Source organism: Streptomyces sp. KPB2 (assembly GCF_003950055.1).
In the GTDB taxonomy this organism is placed as follows: Bacteria; Actinomycetota; Actinomycetes; order Streptomycetales; family Streptomycetaceae; genus Streptomyces; species Streptomyces salinarius.
Genome location: NZ_CP034353.1, coordinates 3,569,141 through 3,588,586, shown reverse-complemented (window position 1 = coordinate 3,588,586; position 19,446 = coordinate 3,569,141). Strand labels below are relative to the sequence as shown.

Sequence of the window (19,446 nt, the reverse complement as noted above, 5' to 3'; positions counted from 1 at the left end):
TCCGCCCGGACTTCGGAGGGGAGCGGGCGGGCCGCGGGTCCCCGGTCGTCTGGACAACGGGGAGACAGGGCTGACGTGTTGGAGCTGGACGGCAGTGGGGCGGAGCCGCTGAAGGACGGGGACCCGCGGTGGATCGGGCCCATCCCGTTGATCGGACGCCTCGGCTCCGGCGGCATGGGCCGCGTGTATCTCGGCGTCCACGAGGGCCGGTACGCGGCCGTCAAGCAACTCCTGCCCTCGGTCGTCGCCGAGGACGAGGACTTCCTGCGCCGCTTCGGGCACGAGTTGGACAACCTCGCCCGCTTACCCGAGCAGGCGACCGCCCCGCTGCTCGACGGGGACCGGGAGGCCAGGCCGCCCTGGTTCGCCACCGCCTACGTGCCCGGCCTCACCCTGACCGAGGCGCTGGAGGTCCACGGCGGTCCGCTGCCCGCCGGTGCGCTGTGGCTGCTGCTTCGGGAGGCCGCCAAGGGGCTGGCGGCGGTGCACGCGCTGGGCATGGTGCACCGTGACCTGAAGCCGTCCAACGTGATGCTGACGCTGGAAGGGCTGACCCTCATCGACTTCGGGGTCGCCCGGGCCGCGGAGCAGAGCCGGCTGACGAGGACGGGCATGGTGGTGGGTACGCCTGCCTACATGTCGCCGGAGCAGGCCTCCGGGAGACGGGCGTCCAGTGGGGCCGTGGACATCTTCGCGCTGGGCTCGGTGCTGGCGTACGCGGCGTCGGGCCGCCCGCCCTTCGGCGACGAGTCCGGGCACGCGGTGCTGTACCGCATCGTGCACGAGGAGCCGGATCTCGGGCCGTTGCGGGAGCTGGATCCGGAACTGGCCGAGGTGGTCGCGTCCTGCCTCGACAAGGACCACGAGGGCCGTCCCACCGCCGCCGAACTGCTCGAGACCGCCGAGCGGCACGGGCCGCACGAGCCGCCGCTGTGGCCGGCGGCTCTCACCGAGCGGCTGACCGAACGGGCGGCCTTCGTCACGAAGCTGCCGGAGCAGGCGGACCTCCCAGAACCCGAACGCGATTCCGATCCCGATTCCGATTCCGATTCCGCTCCCGGGTCCGCTGTCATCGGGCGGCGGGATCCGGGTCGGTCCGACCGGCGGCGCCGGCACCGCGTTCTCGTCGCCGTCGTCCCGGTGGTGGTGGCCGCCGGGGCGACCCTCGCCGTGCAACTCCTGCCCTACACCTTCGCCCCCGATGACCGTGCGGACGCGTCGCCGTCGTCGCCCGCACCGGTGTCGAGCGCGCCCGCGGCGTCCCCGGTCGGGCCCGGGGAGGCGTCGCGGACGGCGACGCCGGACCAGTCCGCGTCCCCCTCCCGATCGACCGGGGAACAGGACGGCCGACGGGGCGACGCGGACGGTGGGAGCGGTGCCGCGGGCGGTTCGCCAGGGGGTGCGGATGCCGGTGGGGCCGGGGCGGGTTCCGGATCGGGTTCCGGTTCCTCCGATGACGGAGGCGCCGGTGCGGGCAGTGGGGACGGCTCCGGTTCCGGCTCCGGATCCGTTTCCGACGGCTCCGACTCCGGCTCCGACTCCGGCTCCGGCTCTGGCTCTGGTTCCGGAGACGGCGACGCGTCCGGATCAGGTGTCTTCATGCTCAAGAACGCCAAGAACGGTCGGTGCATGACCACCGCCCACTCCGACGCCCCGTACGACGGTGACTGCACCGGCGACGCGGCCACCTGGACCTTCCGGAGCAGGCCGGACGGCACCGTGTGGATCATCAACGGGCTCTCGGGCCAATGCATCTACACCGCGGCGATCGGGCACCCGGTCTTCTCGTTCCCCTGCGGCCGTACCACCGGGCAGGAGTGGCGGGTGGGGTCCGGCGGCACCCTCCAGAACGTCGCGACCGGCGGCTGCGTCACCGTCAGCGCGATGAGCGGCACCGGCGTGCGCAACGAGGCCTGCGACCGATCCGCGGCCCAACGCTGGACGCGGAGCTAGGACGAACGAGGGATCAGCGGGTTCGGGTCGGTCCGGGCCCTGACCACCACCACGCGGCTCGGCGGCAGGCCCGTCAGCGGGACCACGGTGAGCCCCTCCGCGGGCGGCGGCCGTGGTCGCCACGACCAGCTGTGACCCGGCGTCCGCCGTCAGTCGCGCGGCGGCGGAGCGCCCCGGGCCGCGTCCATCAGTCGGCCCGCGAGGTCCGCGACGAGACCGCGCAGCTCGTCCGGCCGCTCGATGACGAACGGGCGGTCCAGCGACGCGAGCAGCCCCGGCAGCCAGTCGAGCCGCTCGGCCCGGATCTCGACCCGGCACCAGGGCTCGGTGTCGCCGTCGGACCCGGGAGCGGACTCGGTCCCGGCCCGGGGAGCGGCACCGGTCTCGGGCTTGGGGGAGCCGCCGCCCCGGGACTCGGGTGAGCCACCGCCCCCGGGCTCGGGCTCGGGCTCGGGGCAGCCGGCGTCCCCGGGTTCGGGGGAGGCCTCGGCTCCGGGCTCCGGTGAGCCGCCGTACCGGGACCCGGGTGAGTCACCGCCCCCGCACCCGGGCGAGCCACCGCCCCCGGACTCGGGGGAACCACCGTTCCGGGGCGTGGGGGAGCCACCGCCCCGGGACCCGGACGAGCCACCGCCCCGGGACCCGGGTGAGCCACCACCCCCGGACCCGGACGAGCCACCACCCCCGGACCCCGGCGGGGCCTCGCCCCCGCCCGTCTCCTCGGCGACGGTCGCCACGCTCGCCGGTAGCAGGCCGCGGACCTGCTCGGCGGTGCCCCGTACCCGTACCGTCACCTCGTGCCGGTACGGCGCGGTGGCCAGTGCCGTCAGTACCCGCTCCGCCGGGGCCGGGCCGGGCGGCGGCTCGAAGGTGCCCGGCAGCACCCTCGCGCCGGCGATGCGGTCCAGGCGGAACGTGCGGTCCGCGGCGACCGAGAGATCCCTGCCCGTCACGTACCACCGGCCCCCGTGCGCGACGAGCCCGTACGGGTACAGAGTCCGTTCGCCGCCCCGGCCGCTGCCGCCGGTGTACCGCACCGACACCGGCCGGTGATGCCGTACGGCGTCGGCGATCGGGAGCAGTACGGCGGCCGGAGGGGCCACCGACCCGGCCGCGTCGGTGGTGAAGGTGAGGGAGTCGAGCACCGCGTCCAGACGCCGGCGGAGCCGTTCCGGCAGCACCCGGCGGACCTTCGCCGCCGCCGTCTCGCCCGCCGTACCCGCCGCCGCCGTGATCCCGGTCCGCCGGCCGGCGACCAGGCCCAGCAGGACGGCCAGCGCCTCGTCGTCGGTCAGCATCAGCGGCGGCATGCGGTGGCCGGGGGCGAGCCGGTAGCCGCCGTAGCGGCCGCGCACCGACTCCACGGGGACGTCGAGGTCGACGAGGTGGTCGACGTACCGGCGCACCGTGCGCTCGCCGACGCCGAGCCGGTCGGCGAGTTCGGCCACGGTCCGCACGCCGCCCGCCTGGAGCAGTTCGAGCAGGGTGAGCACACGGGACACGGGACGGGACATGCCCCAAGTCTGCCGCCGATACCGGCCGGAAAGTGACCGGTATTGCTCCTAGCGTGTGGAGGACAGCACCGGCCGAACTGGAGTGAACCCATGAACCTCGTATCGATCCGCGTCATCACGGACGACGTGGCCCGCCTCGTCCGCTTCTACGAGCGCGCCACCGGACTGCGCGCGACCTGGGCCACCGAGGACTTCGCGGAACTGCGCAGCCCCTCGGGCACCCTCGCGATCGGCAGCACCCGCACCGTGCCGCTCTTCGCCCCCGGCTCCGCCCGCCCCGCCGACAACCGCAGCGTGATCGTCGAGTTCCTGGTGGACGACGTGGACGCCGTGCACCGCAACATGACCGGCTTCGTGGACGAGTTCGTCAAGGAGCCCACCACCATGCCCTGGGGCAACCGGGCGCTCCTGCTGCGCGACCCCGACGGCAACCTGGTCAACTTCTTCACGCCGGTCACCCCGGCCGCCGTCGAGAAGTTCGCCGACGTCGCCCGCTGACCACCCCCCTATGCTGGATTCGCCCGCAGGGGCGAGAACCGCATGCCGGGAGGGATCTGTGTCAGCGCTGGAGCCGGACGACCCGCGCTCCGTCGGGGAGTACCGGCTGCTGGGCCGGCTGGGCGTGGGCGGCATGGGCCGGGTCTTCCTCGGCCGGTCCCCCGGAGGACGGCTCGTCGCGGTCAAGGTGGTGCACGCCGAGCTGCTGCGCAGACCGGAGTTCCGCGACCGCTTCCGGCGCGAGGTCCGGGCCGCCCGTGCGGTCAGCGGCGCCTTCACCGCCCCGGTCGTCGACGCCGACCCGGACGCGCCCCTGCCCTGGCTGGTCACCAGCTACATCGCCGGGCCGTCGCTGGAGCAGGCGGTGGCCGAACGCGGACCGTTCGAACCGCAGGCGGTGCTCACGCTGGCCGCCGGGCTCGCCGAGGCGCTGGTGTCGATCCACGCCGCGCACCTCGTCCACCGCGACCTCAAGCCGTCCAACGTGCTGCTCGCCGAGGACGGGCCGCGCGTCATCGACTTCGGCATCGTCCGCAGCGTCGACGCCGACTCCCTCACCGGCACCGGGCACATGGCCGGCTCCCCGGGCTTCATGTCCCCGGAGCAGGTCAACGGGGACGAGGTCACCTGGGCCAGCGACGTGTTCTGCCTGGGCACGGTGCTGGCCTTCGCGGCGACCGGCGCCAATCCCTTCGGCGCCGGACCGACGCCCGCGCTGCTCTACCGCGTCGTGCACAACGCCCCCGACGTGGCCGCCGTCACCGACCCCGCCCTGCGTTCCCTGATCGCCGACTGCCTCGCCAAGGACCCGGCCCGCCGTCCCTCCCCGCGCGAGATCCTGGCCCGCATCGGACCGCTGGGCGGCGAGAGCGCGACGGCCCTGCCGCACGCCCCGCAGTGGACGCCGGCCGTCCGCCCGACCCGCGCGGACGCCGTGCCCACCCAGGTCGTCCCGCCGCCCGCCGCGCCCGCGGCCCCTCCGCGGACCAGGGTCGAGCCCGCCCGCCCGCCGGCGCCCGCACCGCCGGAGGTGCGCCCGACCTCGGCCGGGACCGACGGCCGCCGCGGCCGGCGGGCCTTCCTGCTCTCCGGCGCGGGCGCGCTCGCCGCCCTCGGCGTCGGAACCGGCTTCTGGCTCAACCGCCCGGCCGGCCCGGACACGACCGACGACTCCGCGCCCGGGTCCTCGCCCTCCCCTTCCCCCGCGACCCCGCTGCCCCCGGGACCGGTCGGGCTCTGGCACCTCGACGAGACCTCCGGCCGGATCGCGCGGGACGCCGCGGGCGGCCACGACGGCACCGCGACCGGCGTCGCCTGGCAGGACGCCGGGGGAGGCGCCCTCTTCGACGGCACCCGCAGCCAGATCGTGACCGCCGGCCCGGTGCTGGAGACCGGCGCGGGCCGCAGCTTCACCGTCGCCGCCTGGGTCCGCCTCTCCCTCGTGCCGGACCTCTTCGCCACCGCCGTCAGCCAGGACAGCGCCGACGCCAGCGGCTTCTACCTCCAGTACTCCAGCGAGGACCACGGCTGGGCCTTCGCCCGCCCCGGCGTGCGCGCCGTCGGCCGCACCGCACCCGCCGCGCACGTCTGGACCCACCTGACCGGCGTCTGCGACGGCCCGGCCCGCGAGCTGCGCCTGTACGTCGACGGCGTCCGGGAGGCCGTCGTCGAGGACACCGCGCCCGCCCCCGCCACCGGCGCCTTCATCATCGGCCGGGCCTCCTTCGCCGGGGAGCCCCGCGACTTCTTCCCCGGCGCCATCCGCGACGTACGGGCCTTCGACCGGGCGCTCGCTCCGGAGCGGATCGCGAAGCTCGTGCGCCCCGACTGACGTTCGCTCACCCGTGTTCCGCGGTACGGCAGTTGGGGCGGCCGTGCTAAAGATGTAGCTTCCGAGGAGTGGCCGCGGCTCCCGCACGGAGCGCGCGGCGCCGTTGAACGGGGAGAGAGTTGAACGGGGAAGCCGGATCCGGCCTCACGGGCAGTGGTGCCGAGCCGTTGGAGGACGACGACCCGCGCCGGATCGGACCGATCCCGCTGCTGGGCCGGCTCGGGGCCGGTGGCATGGGCCGCGTCTACCTCGGCGTCCACGAGGGCCGGTACGCGGCCGTCAAACAGGTGCTGCCGTCGGTCGCCGGCGAGGACAAGGAGTTCCTGCGCCGTTTCGGACACGAGCTGGACAACCTCGCCCGGCTGCCCGACGAAGCCACCGCGCCGCTGCTCGCGGGGGACCGGGACGCCCGGCCGCCGTGGTTCGCCACCGCTTACGTCCCCGGCATCACCCTGCGCGAGGCCGTCGACCTGCACGGCCCCCTGCCCGCCGAGGCCCTGTGGCTCATGCTGCGGGAGGCCGCCACCGGACTCGCGGCCGTGCACGCGCTGGACATGGTGCACCGGGACCTGAAGCCGTCGAACGTCATGCTGACCCCCGACGGACTCACCCTCATCGACTTCGGCGTCGCCCGGGCCGCCGACCAGAGCCAGTTGACCCGGACCGGCATGGTGGTGGGCACGCCCGCCTACATGTCGCCCGAACAGGCCTCGGGCAAGCGGGCGTCCAGCGGCGTCGTAGACGTCTTCGCGCTGGGCTCGGTGATCGCGTACGCGGCGTCGGGCCGCCCGCCCTTCGGCGACGAGTCCGGGCACGCCGTGCTGTACCGCATCGTGCACGAGGAGCCCGACCTCGGACCGCTCAGGGACCTGGACCCCGAACTCGCCGACGTGGTCGCGTCCTGCCTCGACAAGGACCACGAGGGCCGTCCCACGGCCGCCGAACTCGTCGAACACGCCTCGGCACACGGTCCGTCGGGCGCGACGCCCTGGCCGCGGGACATCACCGAGCTGCTGTCCGAGCGGGCCGCCTTCGCCGCCCGGGTGCCGGAGGACGTACCCCTGCCAGAACCCCTGCCCGCACCGGACGAGGCGGCACAGCCCGCGCCGTCCCTCCCCGTGGTCGCGGGCGGGCGGCCCGACAAGCGTGAACGCCGGGGCCGTACGAAGGTGCTGGCGTTCGCGATCCCGGTCGTCGTGACCGGGGCGACGCTCGGTTTCACGCTGCTGCCGTACGCGATGGACGACGCGGACCGGGGCGGGAACCGGGCCGCGCCGCCCACGGCCACGGGAACGGCCACCGCGGGCCCCGCCGCGTCCGCCACCGGCCCGAGCGCCTCCGCCTCCCGCAGCCCCGACGGCGGCGAGAAGGCCGATGCGGACCGGGACAAGGGCAAGGGCGGGAAGAACGGCGAGGGCGACGCTCCCGGCGGGGCCGGGAGCGGAGACGCGGCCGCCGCGCGGGGGGCGTCCGGCGGCGGGCCGGGTGGCGACGCCGGCGCGGAGGAGACCTCCGGCGCGGGCGGGTCGTCCGACTCGGACACGTCCTCCGGCTCCGGAAGCGGATCCGGAAGCGGATCCGGAAGCGGGTCCGGCGCGAACGGATCCACCGGCGACGGCTCGGGGGACGGCGGGTCGGCGTCGGACAGCTTCATGCTGAAGAACGGGTCGAGCGGGAAGTGCATGTACGTCGGCAGGCCCATCGACGACGGCACCTGCTCGGGCGACATCGCCGTCTTCCGCTTCCAGAGCACCTCGGACGGTGCCTTCCGGATGCTCAACGTGGGCACGGCCCAGTGCATCCACGCCAGGAGCGCGAACGCCTGGCTCATCGCGACGACCTGCGGTCAGCCGGGAGGGGAGTGGCGGGAGGGGGCGAACGGCTCGCTCAGGAGCCTCACCACGGGCGGCTGCCTCGACCTCAACCGCCGGGCGTCCATGATCGGCCTGACGACCACGACCTGCACCGGCTCCGCCTCCCAGCGCTGGACCAGGATCTAGTCCCCCGGATCGTCCTAGTCCTTGTCCCCGTCCCTGTCCTTCTCGTCGTCCTTCTCCAGGGACTTGAGGAAGTCGGGGTTGTCGTCCGGCGCCACCCACTGCCGCCGTCCGCCGCCGCCCTGCCAGGGCGAGGAGCCGGCGGGCTGCCGCTTCTTGCCGGCGATGATCCACGAGATCGAGCCGACCAGCGGGAAGAGGAGCACGAGGATCGCCCACAGCGGCTTGGGCATGTGGCGGATGTCGGCGTCCTTCGTGCTGATGCAGTCGATGAACGCGTAGACGCTCAGGGCCAGGGGGACGAGGAACATCAGCACCCGGAGCATGGGGCCTCTCCAGCGGGAAGCTAGGGGGTGGGGACGCGTCATGGCCCCCAGGTACAGGGCCAGGGTAGCCGCTCGGGGATACTGGACGGCATGGCTTACGACGATCTTCGCTCCCTGCTCAGGGCGCTGGAGCGCGAGGGCGACCTCAAGCGCATCAAGGCCGAGGTGGACCCGTACCTGGAGGTCGGGGAGATCGTCGACCGGGTGAACAAGGCCGGCGGCCCGGCGTTGCTCTTCGAGAACGTGAAGGGCTCCGACATGCCCCTCGCGATGAACGTCTTCGGCACCGACCGCCGGCTGCTCAAGGCCCTCGGCCTCAAGTCGTACTCCGACATCTCGGACAAGATCGGCGGGCTGCTCAAGCCCGAGCTGCCGCAGGGCTTCGTCGGCATGCGCGAGGCCTTCGGGAAGCTCGGCACGATGACGCACGTGCCGCCGAAGAAGGTGAAGCCGGGCACCGCGCCCGTCCAGGAGGTCGTCCTGCACGGGGACGACGTGGACCTCGACCGCCTCCCCGCGCTCTTCACCTGGCCGGACGACGGCGGCTCCTTCTTCAACCTGGGCCTGACCCACACCAAGGACCCGGAGACGGGCATCCGCAATCTCGGCCTGTACCGCCTCCAGCGCCACGACAAGCGCACCATCGGCATGCACTGGCAGATCCACAAGGACAGCCGGAACCACTACCAGGTCGCCGCCCGGCGCGGGGAGCGCCTGCCGGTCGCCATCGCCTTCGGCTGCCCGCCCGCCGTGACGTACGCCTCCACCGCCCCCCTCCCCGGCGACATCGACGAGTACCTGTTCGCCGGGTTCCTCCAGGGCAAGCGGATGGAGATGGTCGACTGCAAGACGGTCCCGCTCCAGGTCCCCGCGCACGCGGAGGTGGTCCTGGAAGGCTGGCTGGAGCCCGGCGAGATGCTCCCCGAGGGCCCCTTCGGCGACCACACCGGCTTCTACACCCCGCAGGAGCCCTTCCCCGCCCTGAAGATCGACTGCGTGACGATGCGCAGGCGTCCGCTGCTCCAGTCGATCGTGGTCGGGCGGCCCCCGACGGAGGACGGGCCACTGGGAAGGGCGACCGAACGCTTCTTCCTCCCGCTCCTCAAGATCATCGTCCCGGACATCGTGGACTACCACCTCCCCGAGGCCGGCGGCTTCCACAACTGCGCGATCGTTTCGATCGACAAGAAGTACCCGAAGCACGCCCAGAAGGTCATGCACGCCATCTGGGGCGCGCACATGATGTCCCTGACCAAGCTGATCGTGGTCGTCGACTCCGACTGCGACGTCCACGACCTGCACGAGGTCGCCTGGCGGGCGCTCGGCAACACCGACTACGGCCGCGACCTCACCGTCGTCGAGGGCCCGGTCGACCACCTCGACCACGCCTCCTACCAGCAGTTCTGGGGCGGCAAGGCAGGCATCGACGCGACGAAGAAGCTGCCCGAGGAGGGGTACACGCGCGACGGGGGCTGGCCGGACATGGTGCTGTCCGACCCGGATACGGCGGCGAAGGTCGACCGCCGCTGGAAGGAGTACGGACTGTGACGTCGGCTTCCGCCGCCCTGCCGCAGCAGCCGGGGCGCACCAAGGCCTTCCTGCGCCTGGTGATGATCGAGCACTCGGTGTTCGCGCTGCCCTTCGCCTACATCGCCTCGCTCACCGCGATGTATCTGTGGGACGAGAACATCCACTGGGGCCGGCTGCTCCTGGTCACGATCGCGATGGTGGGCCTGCGCACCTTCGCGATGGCGGTCAACCGGATCATCGACCGCGAGATCGACGCCCGCAACCCCCGCACCGCCCATCGCGAGCTGGTCACCGGCGCCATGTCGGTCAGGCACGCCTGGACCGGCGCGCTGATCGCCCTGGTCGTCTTCCTGGGCGCGGCGGCCCTGCTCAACCCCCTCTGCCTGGCCCTCGCCCCGGTGGCCGTCGTGCCGATGGTGGTCTACCCGTACGGCAAGCGGTTCACCAACTTCCCGCAGGCCATCCTCGGTCTCGCGCAGGCCATGGGCCCCATCGGCGGCTGGCTGGCGATCACCGGCGAGTGGTCCTGGGAGGCCGTGATCCTCGGCCTCGCGGTCGGCATCTGGATCGGCGGCTTCGACCTGATCTACGCCTGCCAGGACGTCGAGACCGACCGGCAGGTCGGCGTGAAGTCCGTCCCGGCCCGCTTCGGCATCCCGGCCGCCATCTGGGGCGCCCGCGCCTGCCACACGGTCACCACCGCCCTGTTCGTCTGGTACGCCCTCGCCACCGACGCGGGTGTCTTCTTCTGGCTCGGCCTGCTGATCGTCGCGGGCGCGTTCCTCTACGAGCACACCATCGTCCGCCCCACCGACCTGACCCGTCTCAACAGGGCGTTCTTCAGCGTCAACGGCTTCATCGGCATCGCGCTGTTCGTGTGCGCGCTGCTGGATCTGCTCGTAAGGGGCCTCACGGTCTGAAAACACTGAGCCTGCGACTAGGCTCGGCATCATGAAGCCAGGACAGACGCAGCGCGTGCCTTGGATCGTGGGGGTGTCCGGGGCCTCCGGCACCCCGTACGCCGCCGCCGTGCTGCGTGCGCTGCTCGCCGCCGGCGAGAGCGTCGACCTGGTGGTCAGCCGGGCCTCGCGGCTCACCCTGCTCGACGAGACCGGCATCTCCTTCCGCGACGCCCACTGGCAGCAGGACCTGCGCGAGTGGCTGGCCCGCGGAGCCGACGGCAAGCCGGACACGTTCGACGCGGACGTCTCCCGCGTACGGCACTGGAGCGCGGGCGACCTCGCGGCCGGGCCGTCCTCGGGGTCGTACCCGACGAAGGGCATGCTGATCGTGCCCGCGTCGACGGCCTGCGTCGCGGGTGTCGCGCTCGGACTGTCCAAGGACCTGCTCCAGCGCACCGCGAGCGTGACGCTCAAGGAACGCCGCAGGCTGGTCGTGGCCGTACGGGAGACCCCGCTGGACGGCCGGACGCTGCGGCACCTGGTGACCCTGGACGACGCCGGCGCGAGCGTGGTGCCGGCCTCCCCGGCCTTCTACGCGGGGGCGACGCACATCCAGGACCTGGTGGACTTCGTCGCCGGACGCGTCCTCGACGCGGCGGGCGTCGGACACGACCTCTACCGCCGCTGGCGCGGCGACCTCGGCGGGGCCCGCCCCACCACCTGAGCACCACCTCCCCCCACACGTTTGTTACCCACATCTTCAGAATTCTTCAGTGGAAGGCTTCGATCGCATGGACGCGGTGGACAGGCAGCTCATCCAGGCCCTGAGGGAGAACGGCCGGGCCTCCTACGCCGAGCTGGGGCGCCTCGTCGGACTCTCGGGACCCAGCGTCACCGACCGCATCAACCGGCTGGAGGCGGCCGGTGTCATCACCGGCTACCGGGCCACCGTCGACTCCGCCTCGCTCGGCCTCGGCGTCACCGCCCTGATCGGCGTCTCGCTCTCCGACGCCGCCGACCACGAGGACGTGGCCCAGCGCCTCAAGGAGCTGCGGGAGATCGAGGACTGCTGGTTCATCGCCGGCGACGACTCCTACATGCTCAAGGTGCGCGCCGCCGACGTCGACGGACTGGAGAGCATCATCCGGCGGCTGTCGGGCACCAAGGGCGTGTCCCGGACCCGTACCACCATCGTTCTCTCCACCAAGTGGGAGAACCGCGTGGGCGAGCTGCCCGAAGAGGTCCAGTAACCGGGGCGTACGGTTGTCCCGTCTGTCTCAGAAAGAGGTATCGCATGGACGCCGGGCTCAAGCGCGAGCTGGAGCAGAAGGTCCGCTCCGGTGAGCGGCTGACCCGCGAGGACGGCATCGCGCTGTACGAGTCGGACGATCTCGCCTGGCTCGGCGGCCTCGCGCACGAGGTGCGGACGCGGAAGAACGGCGACGTCGTCCACTTCAACGTCAACCGCCACCTCAACATGACCAACGTGTGCACCGCCTCCTGCGCGTACTGCTCCTTCCAGCGCAAGCCGGGGGAGAAGGACGCGTACACGATGCGCATCGAGGAGGCGGTCAAGCTCGCCAAGCAGATGGAGGGCGAGAACCTCACCGAGCTGCACATCGTCAACGGCCTGCACCCCAACCTGCCGTGGCGCTACTACCCGCGCTCGCTGCGCGAACTGAAGGCCGCGCTGCCGGACGTCGCGCTCAAGGCCTTCACGGCCACCGAGATCCACCACTTCGAGACCATCTCCGGGATGTCCGCCTCCGACATCCTCGACGAACTGATCGACGCCGGTCTGGAGTCCCTGACCGGCGGCGGCGCGGAGATCTTCGACTGGGAGGTGCGGCAGCACATCGTCGACCACCGCACCCACTGGGAGGACTGGTCCCGCATCCACCGCCTGGCCCACGAGAAGGGTCTGAAGACCCCGTGCACCATGCTCTACGGCCACATCGAGGAGCCCCGCCACCGCGTGGACCACGTGCTGCGCCTGCGTGAGCTGCAGGACGAGACGGGCGGCTTCCAGGTCTTCATCCCGCTGCGCTACCAGCACGACTTCGTGGACATGAAGGACGGCAAGGTCCGCAACCGCCTCCAGGCGCGGACGCAGATGGCGACCGGCGCGGAGGCCCTGAAGACGTTCGCGGTCTCGCGCCTGCTCTTCGACAACGTGCCGCACGTCAAGGTCTTCTGGGTCATGCACGGCGTCCAGACGGCCCAACTGGCCCTCCAGCACGGCGCGGACGACATGGACGGCTCGGTCGTCGAGTACAAGATCACCCACGACGCGGACGACTTCGGCACGCCGAACAAGCTGACGCGCGAGGACCTGCTGGACCTGATCCGCGACGCCGGGTTCCGTCCGGTGGAGCGGAACACGCGGTACGAGATCCTCCGGGAGTACGAGGGTCCCGACCCGGCGCGTCGGGAGTCGCCGCAGCCGATGCGGGTCTGACACGGGCGGTTTCGGTTGTTCGCCGGCTGCGGGCCGGTGGGGGCCGTTCGCGCAGTTCCCCGCGCCCCTGAGGGCATGTCCTCACGCCTGCTTGCAAGGCGCCGGGACCGTCCCGACCCAGGGGCGCGGGGAACTGCGCGACCAGCCACAGGCCACCCGCACCCGGCATCGGATCCGAACCGTCCACGGCGGGTACCCGCACCCCATGGCCGGTACCGAGGACGCATACACTGCCGAACCCTTCGTTCCACGGCGCGGCGGCCTCCCCGCCCTGCGCGAGGCCGCAGCCGAATGCCGGGGCTGCCCCCTGCACCGGGCCGCCACCCAGACCGTCTTCGGCGCCGGCACGGCCTCCGCCCGGGTCATGCTCGTCGGCGAGCAGCCCGGCGACCAGGAGGACCGCCGGGGCAAACCCTTCGTCGGCCCCGCCGGCAAGCTCCTCGACCGGGCGCTGACGGACGCCGGCATCGACCCGGCGGACGCCTACGTCACCAACGCCGTCAAGCACTTCAAGTTCACGCGGGCCGAACCCGGCAAGCGCCGTATCCACAAGGCGCCCACCCTGCGCGAAACGACCGCCTGCGGTCCCTGGCTGGCGGCCGAGCTGGACCGGGTGGCGCCCGAGCTGATCGTGGTGCTCGGTGCCACGGCCGGCAAGGCGCTGCTCGGCTCGTCGTTCCGCGTCACGCGGGTGCGCGGCACGGTGCTGGAGGAGAGCATCCACGGGCGCCCGGAACGGCTGGTGCCGACCGTGCACCCTTCGGCGGTGCTGCGCGCCGACGACCGGGAGGGCGCCTACCGGGGACTCGTCTCAGACCTTGAAATCGCCGCCCGGGCCCTTGGGTAATAGCTACTATGGCCCAGTGTCCCTTACTTTCACTTTCGATCCGGCCGTCACCCCCGACCTCCGCGACGGCGTCCTGGACCTGTGGACCGACGTCTCCAACGCCGGCGGCTCCGTGGGCTTCGTGCCGCCCGTGACGCGGGAGGACATCCGTCCCGAGCTGGTCAAGCACCTGGTGGGCATGGCCGAGGGGCGCACCCGTCTGCTCGTCGGCCACGACGAGGAGGGGCGGGTGGCCGCCACCGCGTTCCTCGCCCTCAACACGCACCGGCTGATGCGGCACTGGCTGTGGCTCTACACCGTCATGGTCCACCCCCGCCACCAGGGCCGCGGCTACGGCCGGGACCTGATGACCGCCGCCGCGGACGCCGCCCGCTCCTGCGACGGCATCGAGGCGATACGGCTCACCTGCCGCGGCGGGCTCGGCCTGGAGCGGTTCTACGAGTCCTGCGGCTACAAGGAGGTCGGCAGGGTCCCCGGCGCGATCCGCGTCGCCCCCGGCGACGACCGGGACGACGTGTTCATGCTGCTGCCCCTGGGCTGACCGCCGCCCCTGCCCCACCCCCGTGCAAGATCGACGGTCCGGCATGTTTCACTGGACAGTGCCTCTTTGTGCCAGAAACGGAAGAGTGGATTGAGATGCTCCGCTACACGCTGATGCGCCTCGGGATCTTCGCAGGCTGCCTCGTGGTCGTCTGGGGGCTCGTCTACGCCGGAGTGTTCCCGCGCGGCCTCGGCGACTCCAACGGCATGTGGATCCTCCTGCTCTCCCTGGTGATCTCCGCCCCCATCAGCTACGTCGCGCTGCGCAAGGAGCGGGACCGGGCCTCGGAGCAGGTCGCCGGCCGCGTCACCCGCATGAAGGCCAACCTGGAGGCCAGCCGCGGCCAGGAGGACACCGCCGACGACACGGCACGGGCCCAGGGTCAGACCTCGTAACGTCCGTCACGCACGCGCACGCCCCGGCTTCCGAATTCACCGGAAACCGGGGCACTTTGCGTTCTACGGGCGGGGGGCCGCTCCCACCTCTCAAAGTATGGCTTTGAGACACTCAAAGCGCGGGTGTTAAAGTCGTGTGCATGAAGCAAGCAGCCGCGCCCACCACACCACAGCGCCTCGCGCTCGTGGCGCGCCTGCACGTGGACCTCTGCCGGAACGCGTCCGCGAACTGTCGCCCCTGACGTTCCCCCCTCATCCAGTCGTTCCCACGTCAGCTCAGCGCATCCCATCCCGCGTCCCGTCCCCCTACGGAGCATGTCCGTGTCTTCACCCACTTCTTTCGCGAAGTACCTCAAGGTGCCCTTCTGGGCCCAGATACTCGCCGGTCTCGTCCTCGGTGTCCTGCTGGGCTGGCTGGCCCGCAGCCAGGACATATCGTGGCTGGTCACGACCCTGGAGAAGGTCGGTGACACCTTCATCGGCCTGCTGAAGCTGGCCGTCGCCCCGCTGGTCTTCTTCGCGATCCTGGTCTCGATCACCAACCTGCGGAAGGTCAACAACGCGGCCCGCCTGGCGTCTCGCACCCTCCTCTGGTTCATGATCACGTCGCTGATCGCGGTGGCCATCGGCCTCGTCATCGGTCTGGTCACCAACCCCGGCTCCGGCACCGGCCTCACCCCGGCCGACGGCGCCCGGCCCGAGCACACCGGGTCCTGGATCGACTTCCTGACCGGCATCGTGCCGACCGACGTCATCACGCCGTTCACCGAGCTGAACGTCCTGCAGATCGTCTTCATGGCCGCCGTCGCCGGCATCGCCGCCCTCCAGCTCGGCGAGAAGGCCCAGCCGATCCTCAACCTGAGCGAGTCCGTCCTCGAACTCCTCCAGAAGGCCCTGTGGTGGGTCATCCGCCTCGCCCCGCTCGGCACCGTCGGCCTCATCGGCAAAGCCATCGCCACCTACGGCTGGGACCTCATCGGCAAGTACGCCACCTTCACCGCCGACATCTACGTCGGCTGCGCCATCGTGATGTTCGTGGTCTACCCGACGCTGCTCGCCACCGTCGCCAAGGCCAGCCCGCTCCAGTTCTTCAAGGGCGCCTGGCCCGCCATCCAGCTGGCCTTCGTCTCCCGCTCCTCGGTCGGCACCATGCCGCTCACCCAGAAGGTCACCGAGCGCCTCGGCGTCCCCAAGGAGTACGCGTCCTTCGCCGTGCCGTTCGGCGCGACGACCAAGATGGACGGCTGCGCCGCGATCTACCCGGCGATCGCCGCGATCTTCGTCGCGCAGATCTTCGGCATCGACCTCGGGGTCGGCGACTACCTGCTGATCGCCTTCGTCTCGGTGGTCGGCTCCGCCGCCACGGCCGGCCTCACCGGCGCCACGGTCATGCTCACCCTGACCCTGTCCACCCTGGGCCTGCCCATGGAGGGCGTCGGCCTCCTCCTCGCCATCGACCCGATCCTGGACATGATGCGGACGGCCACGAACGTCGCCGGCCAGGCGCTCGTCCCGGTGATCGTCTCGGCCCGCGAGGGGCTGCTCGACCGCAAGGCGTACGACGAGGCGCACGCCTCGCCGATCGACGAGCCCGAGCGGGAGAAGCAGGACGCGGAGCCGGTTCCGGTCGCCGCCTGACCGTCTCGTCCCGGGCGTCGGCGTCCGGGACACCGCCGCACGGACCGTACGCTGATTCGCATGGGTGCAGGGAAGACCAAGCGGATGCCGCGTGCGGTCCGTGAGCAGCAGATGCTGGACGCCGCCGTGAGCGTCTTCGGCCGGCGCGGGTACATGGCGGCGTCGATGGACGAGATCGCCGAACTGGCGGGCGTGTCCAAGCCGTTGGTGTACCTGTACCTGAACTCGAAGGACGACCTCTTCAGCGCCTGCATCGGCCGCGAGGCCCGCGCCCTCACCGAGGCGGTGCGGGCCGGCGTGCGTCCGGGGCTCCCGGCCGACGGACAACTCTGGTCGGGGCTGCGGGCGTTCTTCACCCACACCGCGCGGCATCCGGACGCCTGGCGGGTGCTGCACCTGCACGCCCGTACGCACGGCGAGCGGTTCGCCGCCGAGGTCGCGGCGATGCGCGAGGAGATCGTCGCGTTCGTGACGCAGCTGATCGCCGCCGCGGCGCGGGACGCGCACCGGGACCCGCATCTGCCCGAGGGCGAGGTCGCCGGGCTGGCCGAGGCGCTGGTCGGCGCCGCCGAGTCGCTCGCCGACTGGGCGGGCGCCACCGAGGGCGTCACCGCCAAGCAGGCGGCGGCGACCCTGATGAACTTCGCCTGGGCCGGCCTGGGCGACCTGATGGCCGGGCGGCCCTGGTCCGCGCCGGAGGAATCCGAGCCGGTGCCGGACCCGGATGCCGAGCCGGTGGCTCAGCCGGCCGGGTAGGGCCCGACCTCGCCGGACAGGTGCAGCCGCCCGTCGCGGGCGCCGCGCAGTTCGAACCGGCCGCCCGCGCCACCGTCCCCGCCCTCGGCGCCGTACGTCACCGTCCCCGGCAACAGCACCGGGGCCCGGAACTCCGCCCGCGCCACGGCCGCGTCCGGCGTCCCGTGCTCGGCGAGGCAGCGGGCCACGGTCCACATGCCGTGCGCGATGGCCCGCGGGAAGCCGAAGAGGCGGGCGGTGAGCGGGTGCAGGTGGATCGGATTGCGGTCCCCGGACGCGGCGCCGTAGCGGCGACCGACGTCACCGGCGAGCCGCCACTCGGCGCGGACGGGGAGGGGCGCACACGGGCCCGGAGCGGCCTCGGACGGGGCTTCGGACGGGTGGGCGGCGCCCGCCGTGGTGGTCCGGTGCCGGGCCAGGTACGTGCTGCGGGACTCCCACACGACGTCCGTCCCGTCCCGCAGCTCCGTCACCACCGACGCCTCGGTGCCGCGCCGGTGCGGGGCCAGCCCCTCGACGTACACGGTGAGTTCGTACTCCGCCGTCGCGGGCATCGCGGTCCGCCGGGTGATGCCGATCGAGGTGTGGACGAGCCCGAGCAGGGGCAGCGGGAAGTCCCGGCCGCTCATCAGGCGCATGGCGAGGGGGAAGCCCAGCACGTGCGGATACGTCGGCGGGAGCGCGTCCGCGCCGGTCGCGAACCCGCACACCCGCTCGTAGGCCGCCAGCCGCGCGAGGTCCACCCGCAGGCCGGGCAGCACCAGCCGGGTGCGCGGGAAGTCCGCGTTGGGGCGGGGGCGCTTCAACGGGGACAGGAGGGCGCCGCGCGCGAGGAGCGGGGCGAGGGCGGGGAGGCCGGTCAGCGTGCTGGTGGTCGGGGCCGCGGTGGTCATCAGGCCCCCAGCAGGCTCTGGCCGCAGACCCGTACGACCTGGCCGTTGACCGCGCCGGAGGCCGGGTGGGCGAGCCAGGCGGTGGTCTCGGCGACGTCGACGGGCAGGCCGCCCTGGGCGAGGGAGTTCATGCGGCGGCCGGCCTCGCGGATGAAGAGCGGGACCGCCGCCGTCATCTTCGTCTCGATGAACCCGGGCGCCACCGCGTTCACCGTCACCCCGTGCCCGGCGAGCGCGCGCGGTGCCAGGGAGCGGACCAGGCCGACGATGCCCGCCTTGCTCGCGCCGTAGTTGGTCTGACCCGCGTTGCCCGCGAGTCCGGCGATGGAGGCCGTCGCCACGATCCGGCCGCCCCGGTTGACGGCGCCCGCCGCGAGCAGCGCGTCCGTGGTGCGCAGGACGCTCGCGAGGTTGACGTCGAGCACGGAACTCCAGCGTTCGGCGGGCATGTTGACCAGGCGCCGGTCGCGGGTGATGCCCGCGTTGTGGATGAGGACGTCGAGTCCGCCGGGCAGCGCGGCGGCGATGCGCTCGCCCGCGTCCGCGGCCGTGATGTCCAGCGCGAGGGCGGTGCCGCCGAGGCGTTCGGCGGCCCGGCGTGCCGCGTCCTCGGCCTGCGGTACGTCGAGGACGACGACCTGGGCGCCCTGCCCGGCCAGCGTCTCGGCGACCGCGGCGCCGATGCCCCGGGCGGCGCCGGTGACCAGGGCGGTGCGTCCGGCGAGGGGGAGGGTCCAGTCGTCGGGGCCGGTGTCCTCGCCCGCCGCCCCGACCTCGATCACCTGGCCGCTGACGTAGGCGGAGGCGGGGGAGAGGAGGAAGCGCAGGGTGGACTCGGCGGGCGCCGCGTCGGTGAGACGGACCAGGTTGACCGTCCTGCCCCGCCCGATCTCCTTGCCGAGCGAGCGGGTGAAGCCCTCCAACGCCTGCTGGACGGCGGCCTGGTGGTGGTCGGCGGCGTCGAGCGGGGCGCCGAGCACGACGACGCGGCCGCTCGCGGCGACGGACCGTACGACGGGGTGCAGGGCGGCGTGCACCTCGGCGAGGGCGTCGACGTCCCGTACGCCGGTGGCGTCGAGGACGACGGCGGCGGGGCGGCCGTCGTCCTCGACGGCGAGGCCCGTGCGGGCCAGGACCGGAGCGAGGGCGAGGTCCGACTTGCCGGCCGTGAGGTGGAGCAGGCCGCCGTCGAGGGCGTCCCGCCGCAGCGGAGCGGGCTGCGGCAGCCCCAGCCGGCGGGTGAGGAACCGGCCCGGTGCGGTGCCGGTGAAGCTGAGATAGCGGTCGGCCATGTCTGTCTCCCAGGCGGCTGATGGGGGTCCCCCGCGCGAGCGTGTTCGAGCGTGGGGGAGTGTCCAGGGGCCGGC

Annotated in this window: 18 protein-coding genes; 14 read left to right on the top strand and 4 right to left on the bottom strand. The window is 72.9% G+C overall.

The window, feature by feature from the left end; translation table 11 throughout:
• The first annotated feature begins 75 nt into the window (after window positions 1-75).
• Window positions 76-1,953, top strand: coding sequence for a serine/threonine-protein kinase (locus tag D1J63_RS15765; RefSeq protein WP_125629348.1), 1,878 nt, complete (start codon window positions 76-78; stop codon window positions 1,951-1,953).
• A gap of 149 nt (window positions 1,954-2,102) precedes the next feature.
• Here D1J63_RS15765 and D1J63_RS37175 read toward each other — a convergent pair whose 3' ends face one another.
• Complete coding sequence (locus D1J63_RS37175; protein ID WP_232249935.1) at window positions 2,103-3,467, bottom strand: YafY family protein; 1,365 nt, start codon at window positions 3,465-3,467, stop codon at window positions 2,103-2,105.
• 90 nt (window positions 3,468-3,557) lie between these two features.
• Between D1J63_RS37175 and D1J63_RS15750 the strand changes: the two genes are divergently transcribed.
• The 3 genes from D1J63_RS15750 to D1J63_RS15740 all read left to right on the top strand — a co-directional run bounded on the left by D1J63_RS15750 (window position 3,558) and on the right by D1J63_RS15740 (window position 7,796).
• On the top strand, window positions 3,558-3,965 hold the full coding sequence (locus D1J63_RS15750) for a VOC family protein (RefSeq protein ID WP_125629346.1): 408 nt from the start codon (window positions 3,558-3,560) through the stop codon (window positions 3,963-3,965).
• A gap of 58 nt (window positions 3,966-4,023) precedes the next feature.
• Window positions 4,024-5,796 (top strand): LamG-like jellyroll fold domain-containing protein, encoded by a 1,773-nt coding sequence (locus D1J63_RS15745; RefSeq protein ID WP_125629344.1) that lies wholly within the window; start codon window positions 4,024-4,026, stop codon window positions 5,794-5,796.
• 119 nt (window positions 5,797-5,915) lie between these two features.
• Window positions 5,916-7,796, top strand: coding sequence for a serine/threonine-protein kinase (locus tag D1J63_RS15740; protein WP_125629343.1), 1,881 nt, complete (start codon window positions 5,916-5,918; stop codon window positions 7,794-7,796).
• Between the two features lie 14 nt (window positions 7,797-7,810).
• Here D1J63_RS15740 and D1J63_RS15735 read toward each other — a convergent pair whose 3' ends face one another.
• Window positions 7,811-8,119, bottom strand: a complete 309-nt coding sequence (locus D1J63_RS15735; protein ID WP_125629342.1) for a PLD nuclease N-terminal domain-containing protein — start codon at window positions 8,117-8,119, stop codon at window positions 7,811-7,813.
• Between the two features lie 90 nt (window positions 8,120-8,209).
• Between D1J63_RS15735 and D1J63_RS15730 the strand changes: the two genes are divergently transcribed.
• The 10 genes from D1J63_RS15730 (at window position 8,210) to D1J63_RS15685 (ending at window position 17,186) form a co-directional block, all read left to right on the top strand.
• Window positions 8,210-9,667, top strand: a complete 1,458-nt coding sequence (locus D1J63_RS15730; RefSeq protein ID WP_102929589.1) for a menaquinone biosynthesis decarboxylase — start codon at window positions 8,210-8,212, stop codon at window positions 9,665-9,667.
• Window positions 9,664-10,569, top strand: coding sequence for a menaquinone biosynthesis prenyltransferase MqnP (mqnP, locus tag D1J63_RS15725; protein ID WP_125629341.1), 906 nt, complete (start codon window positions 9,664-9,666; stop codon window positions 10,567-10,569). Before D1J63_RS15730 ends, mqnP begins: the two co-directional genes overlap by 4 nt.
• A 55-nt stretch (window positions 10,570-10,624) precedes the next feature.
• Window positions 10,625-11,275: a UbiX family flavin prenyltransferase gene (locus tag D1J63_RS15720; RefSeq protein WP_102929591.1), complete on the top strand. Its 651-nt coding sequence runs from the start codon at window positions 10,625-10,627 to the stop codon at window positions 11,273-11,275.
• Between the two features lie 67 nt (window positions 11,276-11,342).
• Window positions 11,343-11,801 (top strand): Lrp/AsnC family transcriptional regulator, encoded by a 459-nt coding sequence (locus D1J63_RS15715; RefSeq protein WP_003974456.1) that lies wholly within the window; start codon window positions 11,343-11,345, stop codon window positions 11,799-11,801.
• Between the two features lie 44 nt (window positions 11,802-11,845).
• On the top strand, window positions 11,846-13,009 hold the full coding sequence (gene mqnE / locus D1J63_RS15710; protein ID WP_125629340.1) for an aminofutalosine synthase MqnE: 1,164 nt from the start codon (window positions 11,846-11,848) through the stop codon (window positions 13,007-13,009).
• A gap of 205 nt (window positions 13,010-13,214) precedes the next feature.
• The gene (locus D1J63_RS15705) at window positions 13,215-13,856 is read left to right on the top strand and encodes a UdgX family uracil-DNA binding protein (protein WP_125629339.1); all 642 of its coding nucleotides are present in this window, start codon (window positions 13,215-13,217) and stop codon (window positions 13,854-13,856) included.
• Between the two features lie 16 nt (window positions 13,857-13,872).
• A complete protein-coding gene (locus D1J63_RS15700) occupies window positions 13,873-14,397 on the top strand; it encodes a GNAT family N-acetyltransferase (protein ID WP_102929594.1) in 525 nt (174 codons plus the stop codon).
• A gap of 95 nt (window positions 14,398-14,492) precedes the next feature.
• Window positions 14,493-14,792 carry a DUF4229 domain-containing protein gene (locus tag D1J63_RS15695; protein ID WP_125629338.1) on the top strand — a complete coding sequence of 100 codons (300 nt, stop codon included), beginning with the start codon at window positions 14,493-14,495 and terminating at the stop codon, window positions 14,790-14,792.
• A 315-nt stretch (window positions 14,793-15,107) separates the two neighbouring features.
• Window positions 15,108-16,430, top strand: a complete 1,323-nt coding sequence (locus tag D1J63_RS15690; protein WP_125629337.1) for a dicarboxylate/amino acid:cation symporter — start codon at window positions 15,108-15,110, stop codon at window positions 16,428-16,430.
• Window positions 16,431-16,490: 60 nt separating this feature from the next.
• Window positions 16,491-17,186 carry a TetR/AcrR family transcriptional regulator gene (locus tag D1J63_RS15685; protein ID WP_125629336.1) on the top strand — a complete coding sequence of 232 codons (696 nt, stop codon included), beginning with the start codon at window positions 16,491-16,493 and terminating at the stop codon, window positions 17,184-17,186.
• Here the strand turns inward: D1J63_RS15685 and D1J63_RS15680 are convergent.
• On the bottom strand, window positions 17,171-18,079 hold the full coding sequence (locus D1J63_RS15680) for a MaoC/PaaZ C-terminal domain-containing protein (RefSeq protein ID WP_125629335.1): 909 nt from the start codon (window positions 18,077-18,079) through the stop codon (window positions 17,171-17,173). The genes D1J63_RS15685 and D1J63_RS15680 overlap by 16 nt on opposite strands.
• Complete coding sequence (locus D1J63_RS15675; protein ID WP_125629334.1) at window positions 18,079-19,371, bottom strand: 3-oxoacyl-ACP reductase; 1,293 nt, start codon at window positions 19,369-19,371, stop codon at window positions 18,079-18,081. The genes D1J63_RS15680 and D1J63_RS15675 overlap by 1 nt, the downstream gene beginning before the upstream one ends.
• Window positions 19,372-19,446: the final 75 nt, after the last annotated feature.

Excerpts from the sequence above, each read along its gene's own strand:
- D1J63_RS15705 (WP_125629339.1), top strand. The coding sequence starts at position 13,215 with ATGGCCGGTACCGAGGACGCATACACTGCCGAACCCTTCGTTCCACGG.
- D1J63_RS37175 (WP_232249935.1), bottom strand. The coding sequence starts at position 3,467 with ATGTCCCGTCCCGTGTCCCGTGTGCTCACCCTGCTCGAACTGCTCCAG.
- D1J63_RS15750 (WP_125629346.1), top strand. The coding sequence starts at position 3,558 with ATGAACCTCGTATCGATCCGCGTCATCACGGACGACGTGGCCCGCCTC.
- D1J63_RS15735 (WP_125629342.1), bottom strand. The coding sequence starts at position 8,119 with ATGCTCCGGGTGCTGATGTTCCTCGTCCCCCTGGCCCTGAGCGTCTAC.
- mqnE (WP_125629340.1), top strand. The coding sequence starts at position 11,846 with ATGGACGCCGGGCTCAAGCGCGAGCTGGAGCAGAAGGTCCGCTCCGGT.
- D1J63_RS15680 (WP_125629335.1), bottom strand. The coding sequence starts at position 18,079 with ATGACCACCGCGGCCCCGACCACCAGCACGCTGACCGGCCTCCCCGCC.
- D1J63_RS15695 (WP_125629338.1), top strand. The coding sequence starts at position 14,493 with ATGCTCCGCTACACGCTGATGCGCCTCGGGATCTTCGCAGGCTGCCTC.
- D1J63_RS15690 (WP_125629337.1), top strand. The coding sequence starts at position 15,108 with ATGTCCGTGTCTTCACCCACTTCTTTCGCGAAGTACCTCAAGGTGCCC.
- D1J63_RS15685 (WP_125629336.1), top strand. The coding sequence starts at position 16,491 with ATGGGTGCAGGGAAGACCAAGCGGATGCCGCGTGCGGTCCGTGAGCAG.
- D1J63_RS15715 (WP_003974456.1), top strand. The coding sequence starts at position 11,343 with ATGGACGCGGTGGACAGGCAGCTCATCCAGGCCCTGAGGGAGAACGGC.
- D1J63_RS15675 (WP_125629334.1), bottom strand. The coding sequence starts at position 19,371 with ATGGCCGACCGCTATCTCAGCTTCACCGGCACCGCACCGGGCCGGTTC.
- D1J63_RS15730 (WP_102929589.1), top strand. The coding sequence starts at position 8,210 with ATGGCTTACGACGATCTTCGCTCCCTGCTCAGGGCGCTGGAGCGCGAG.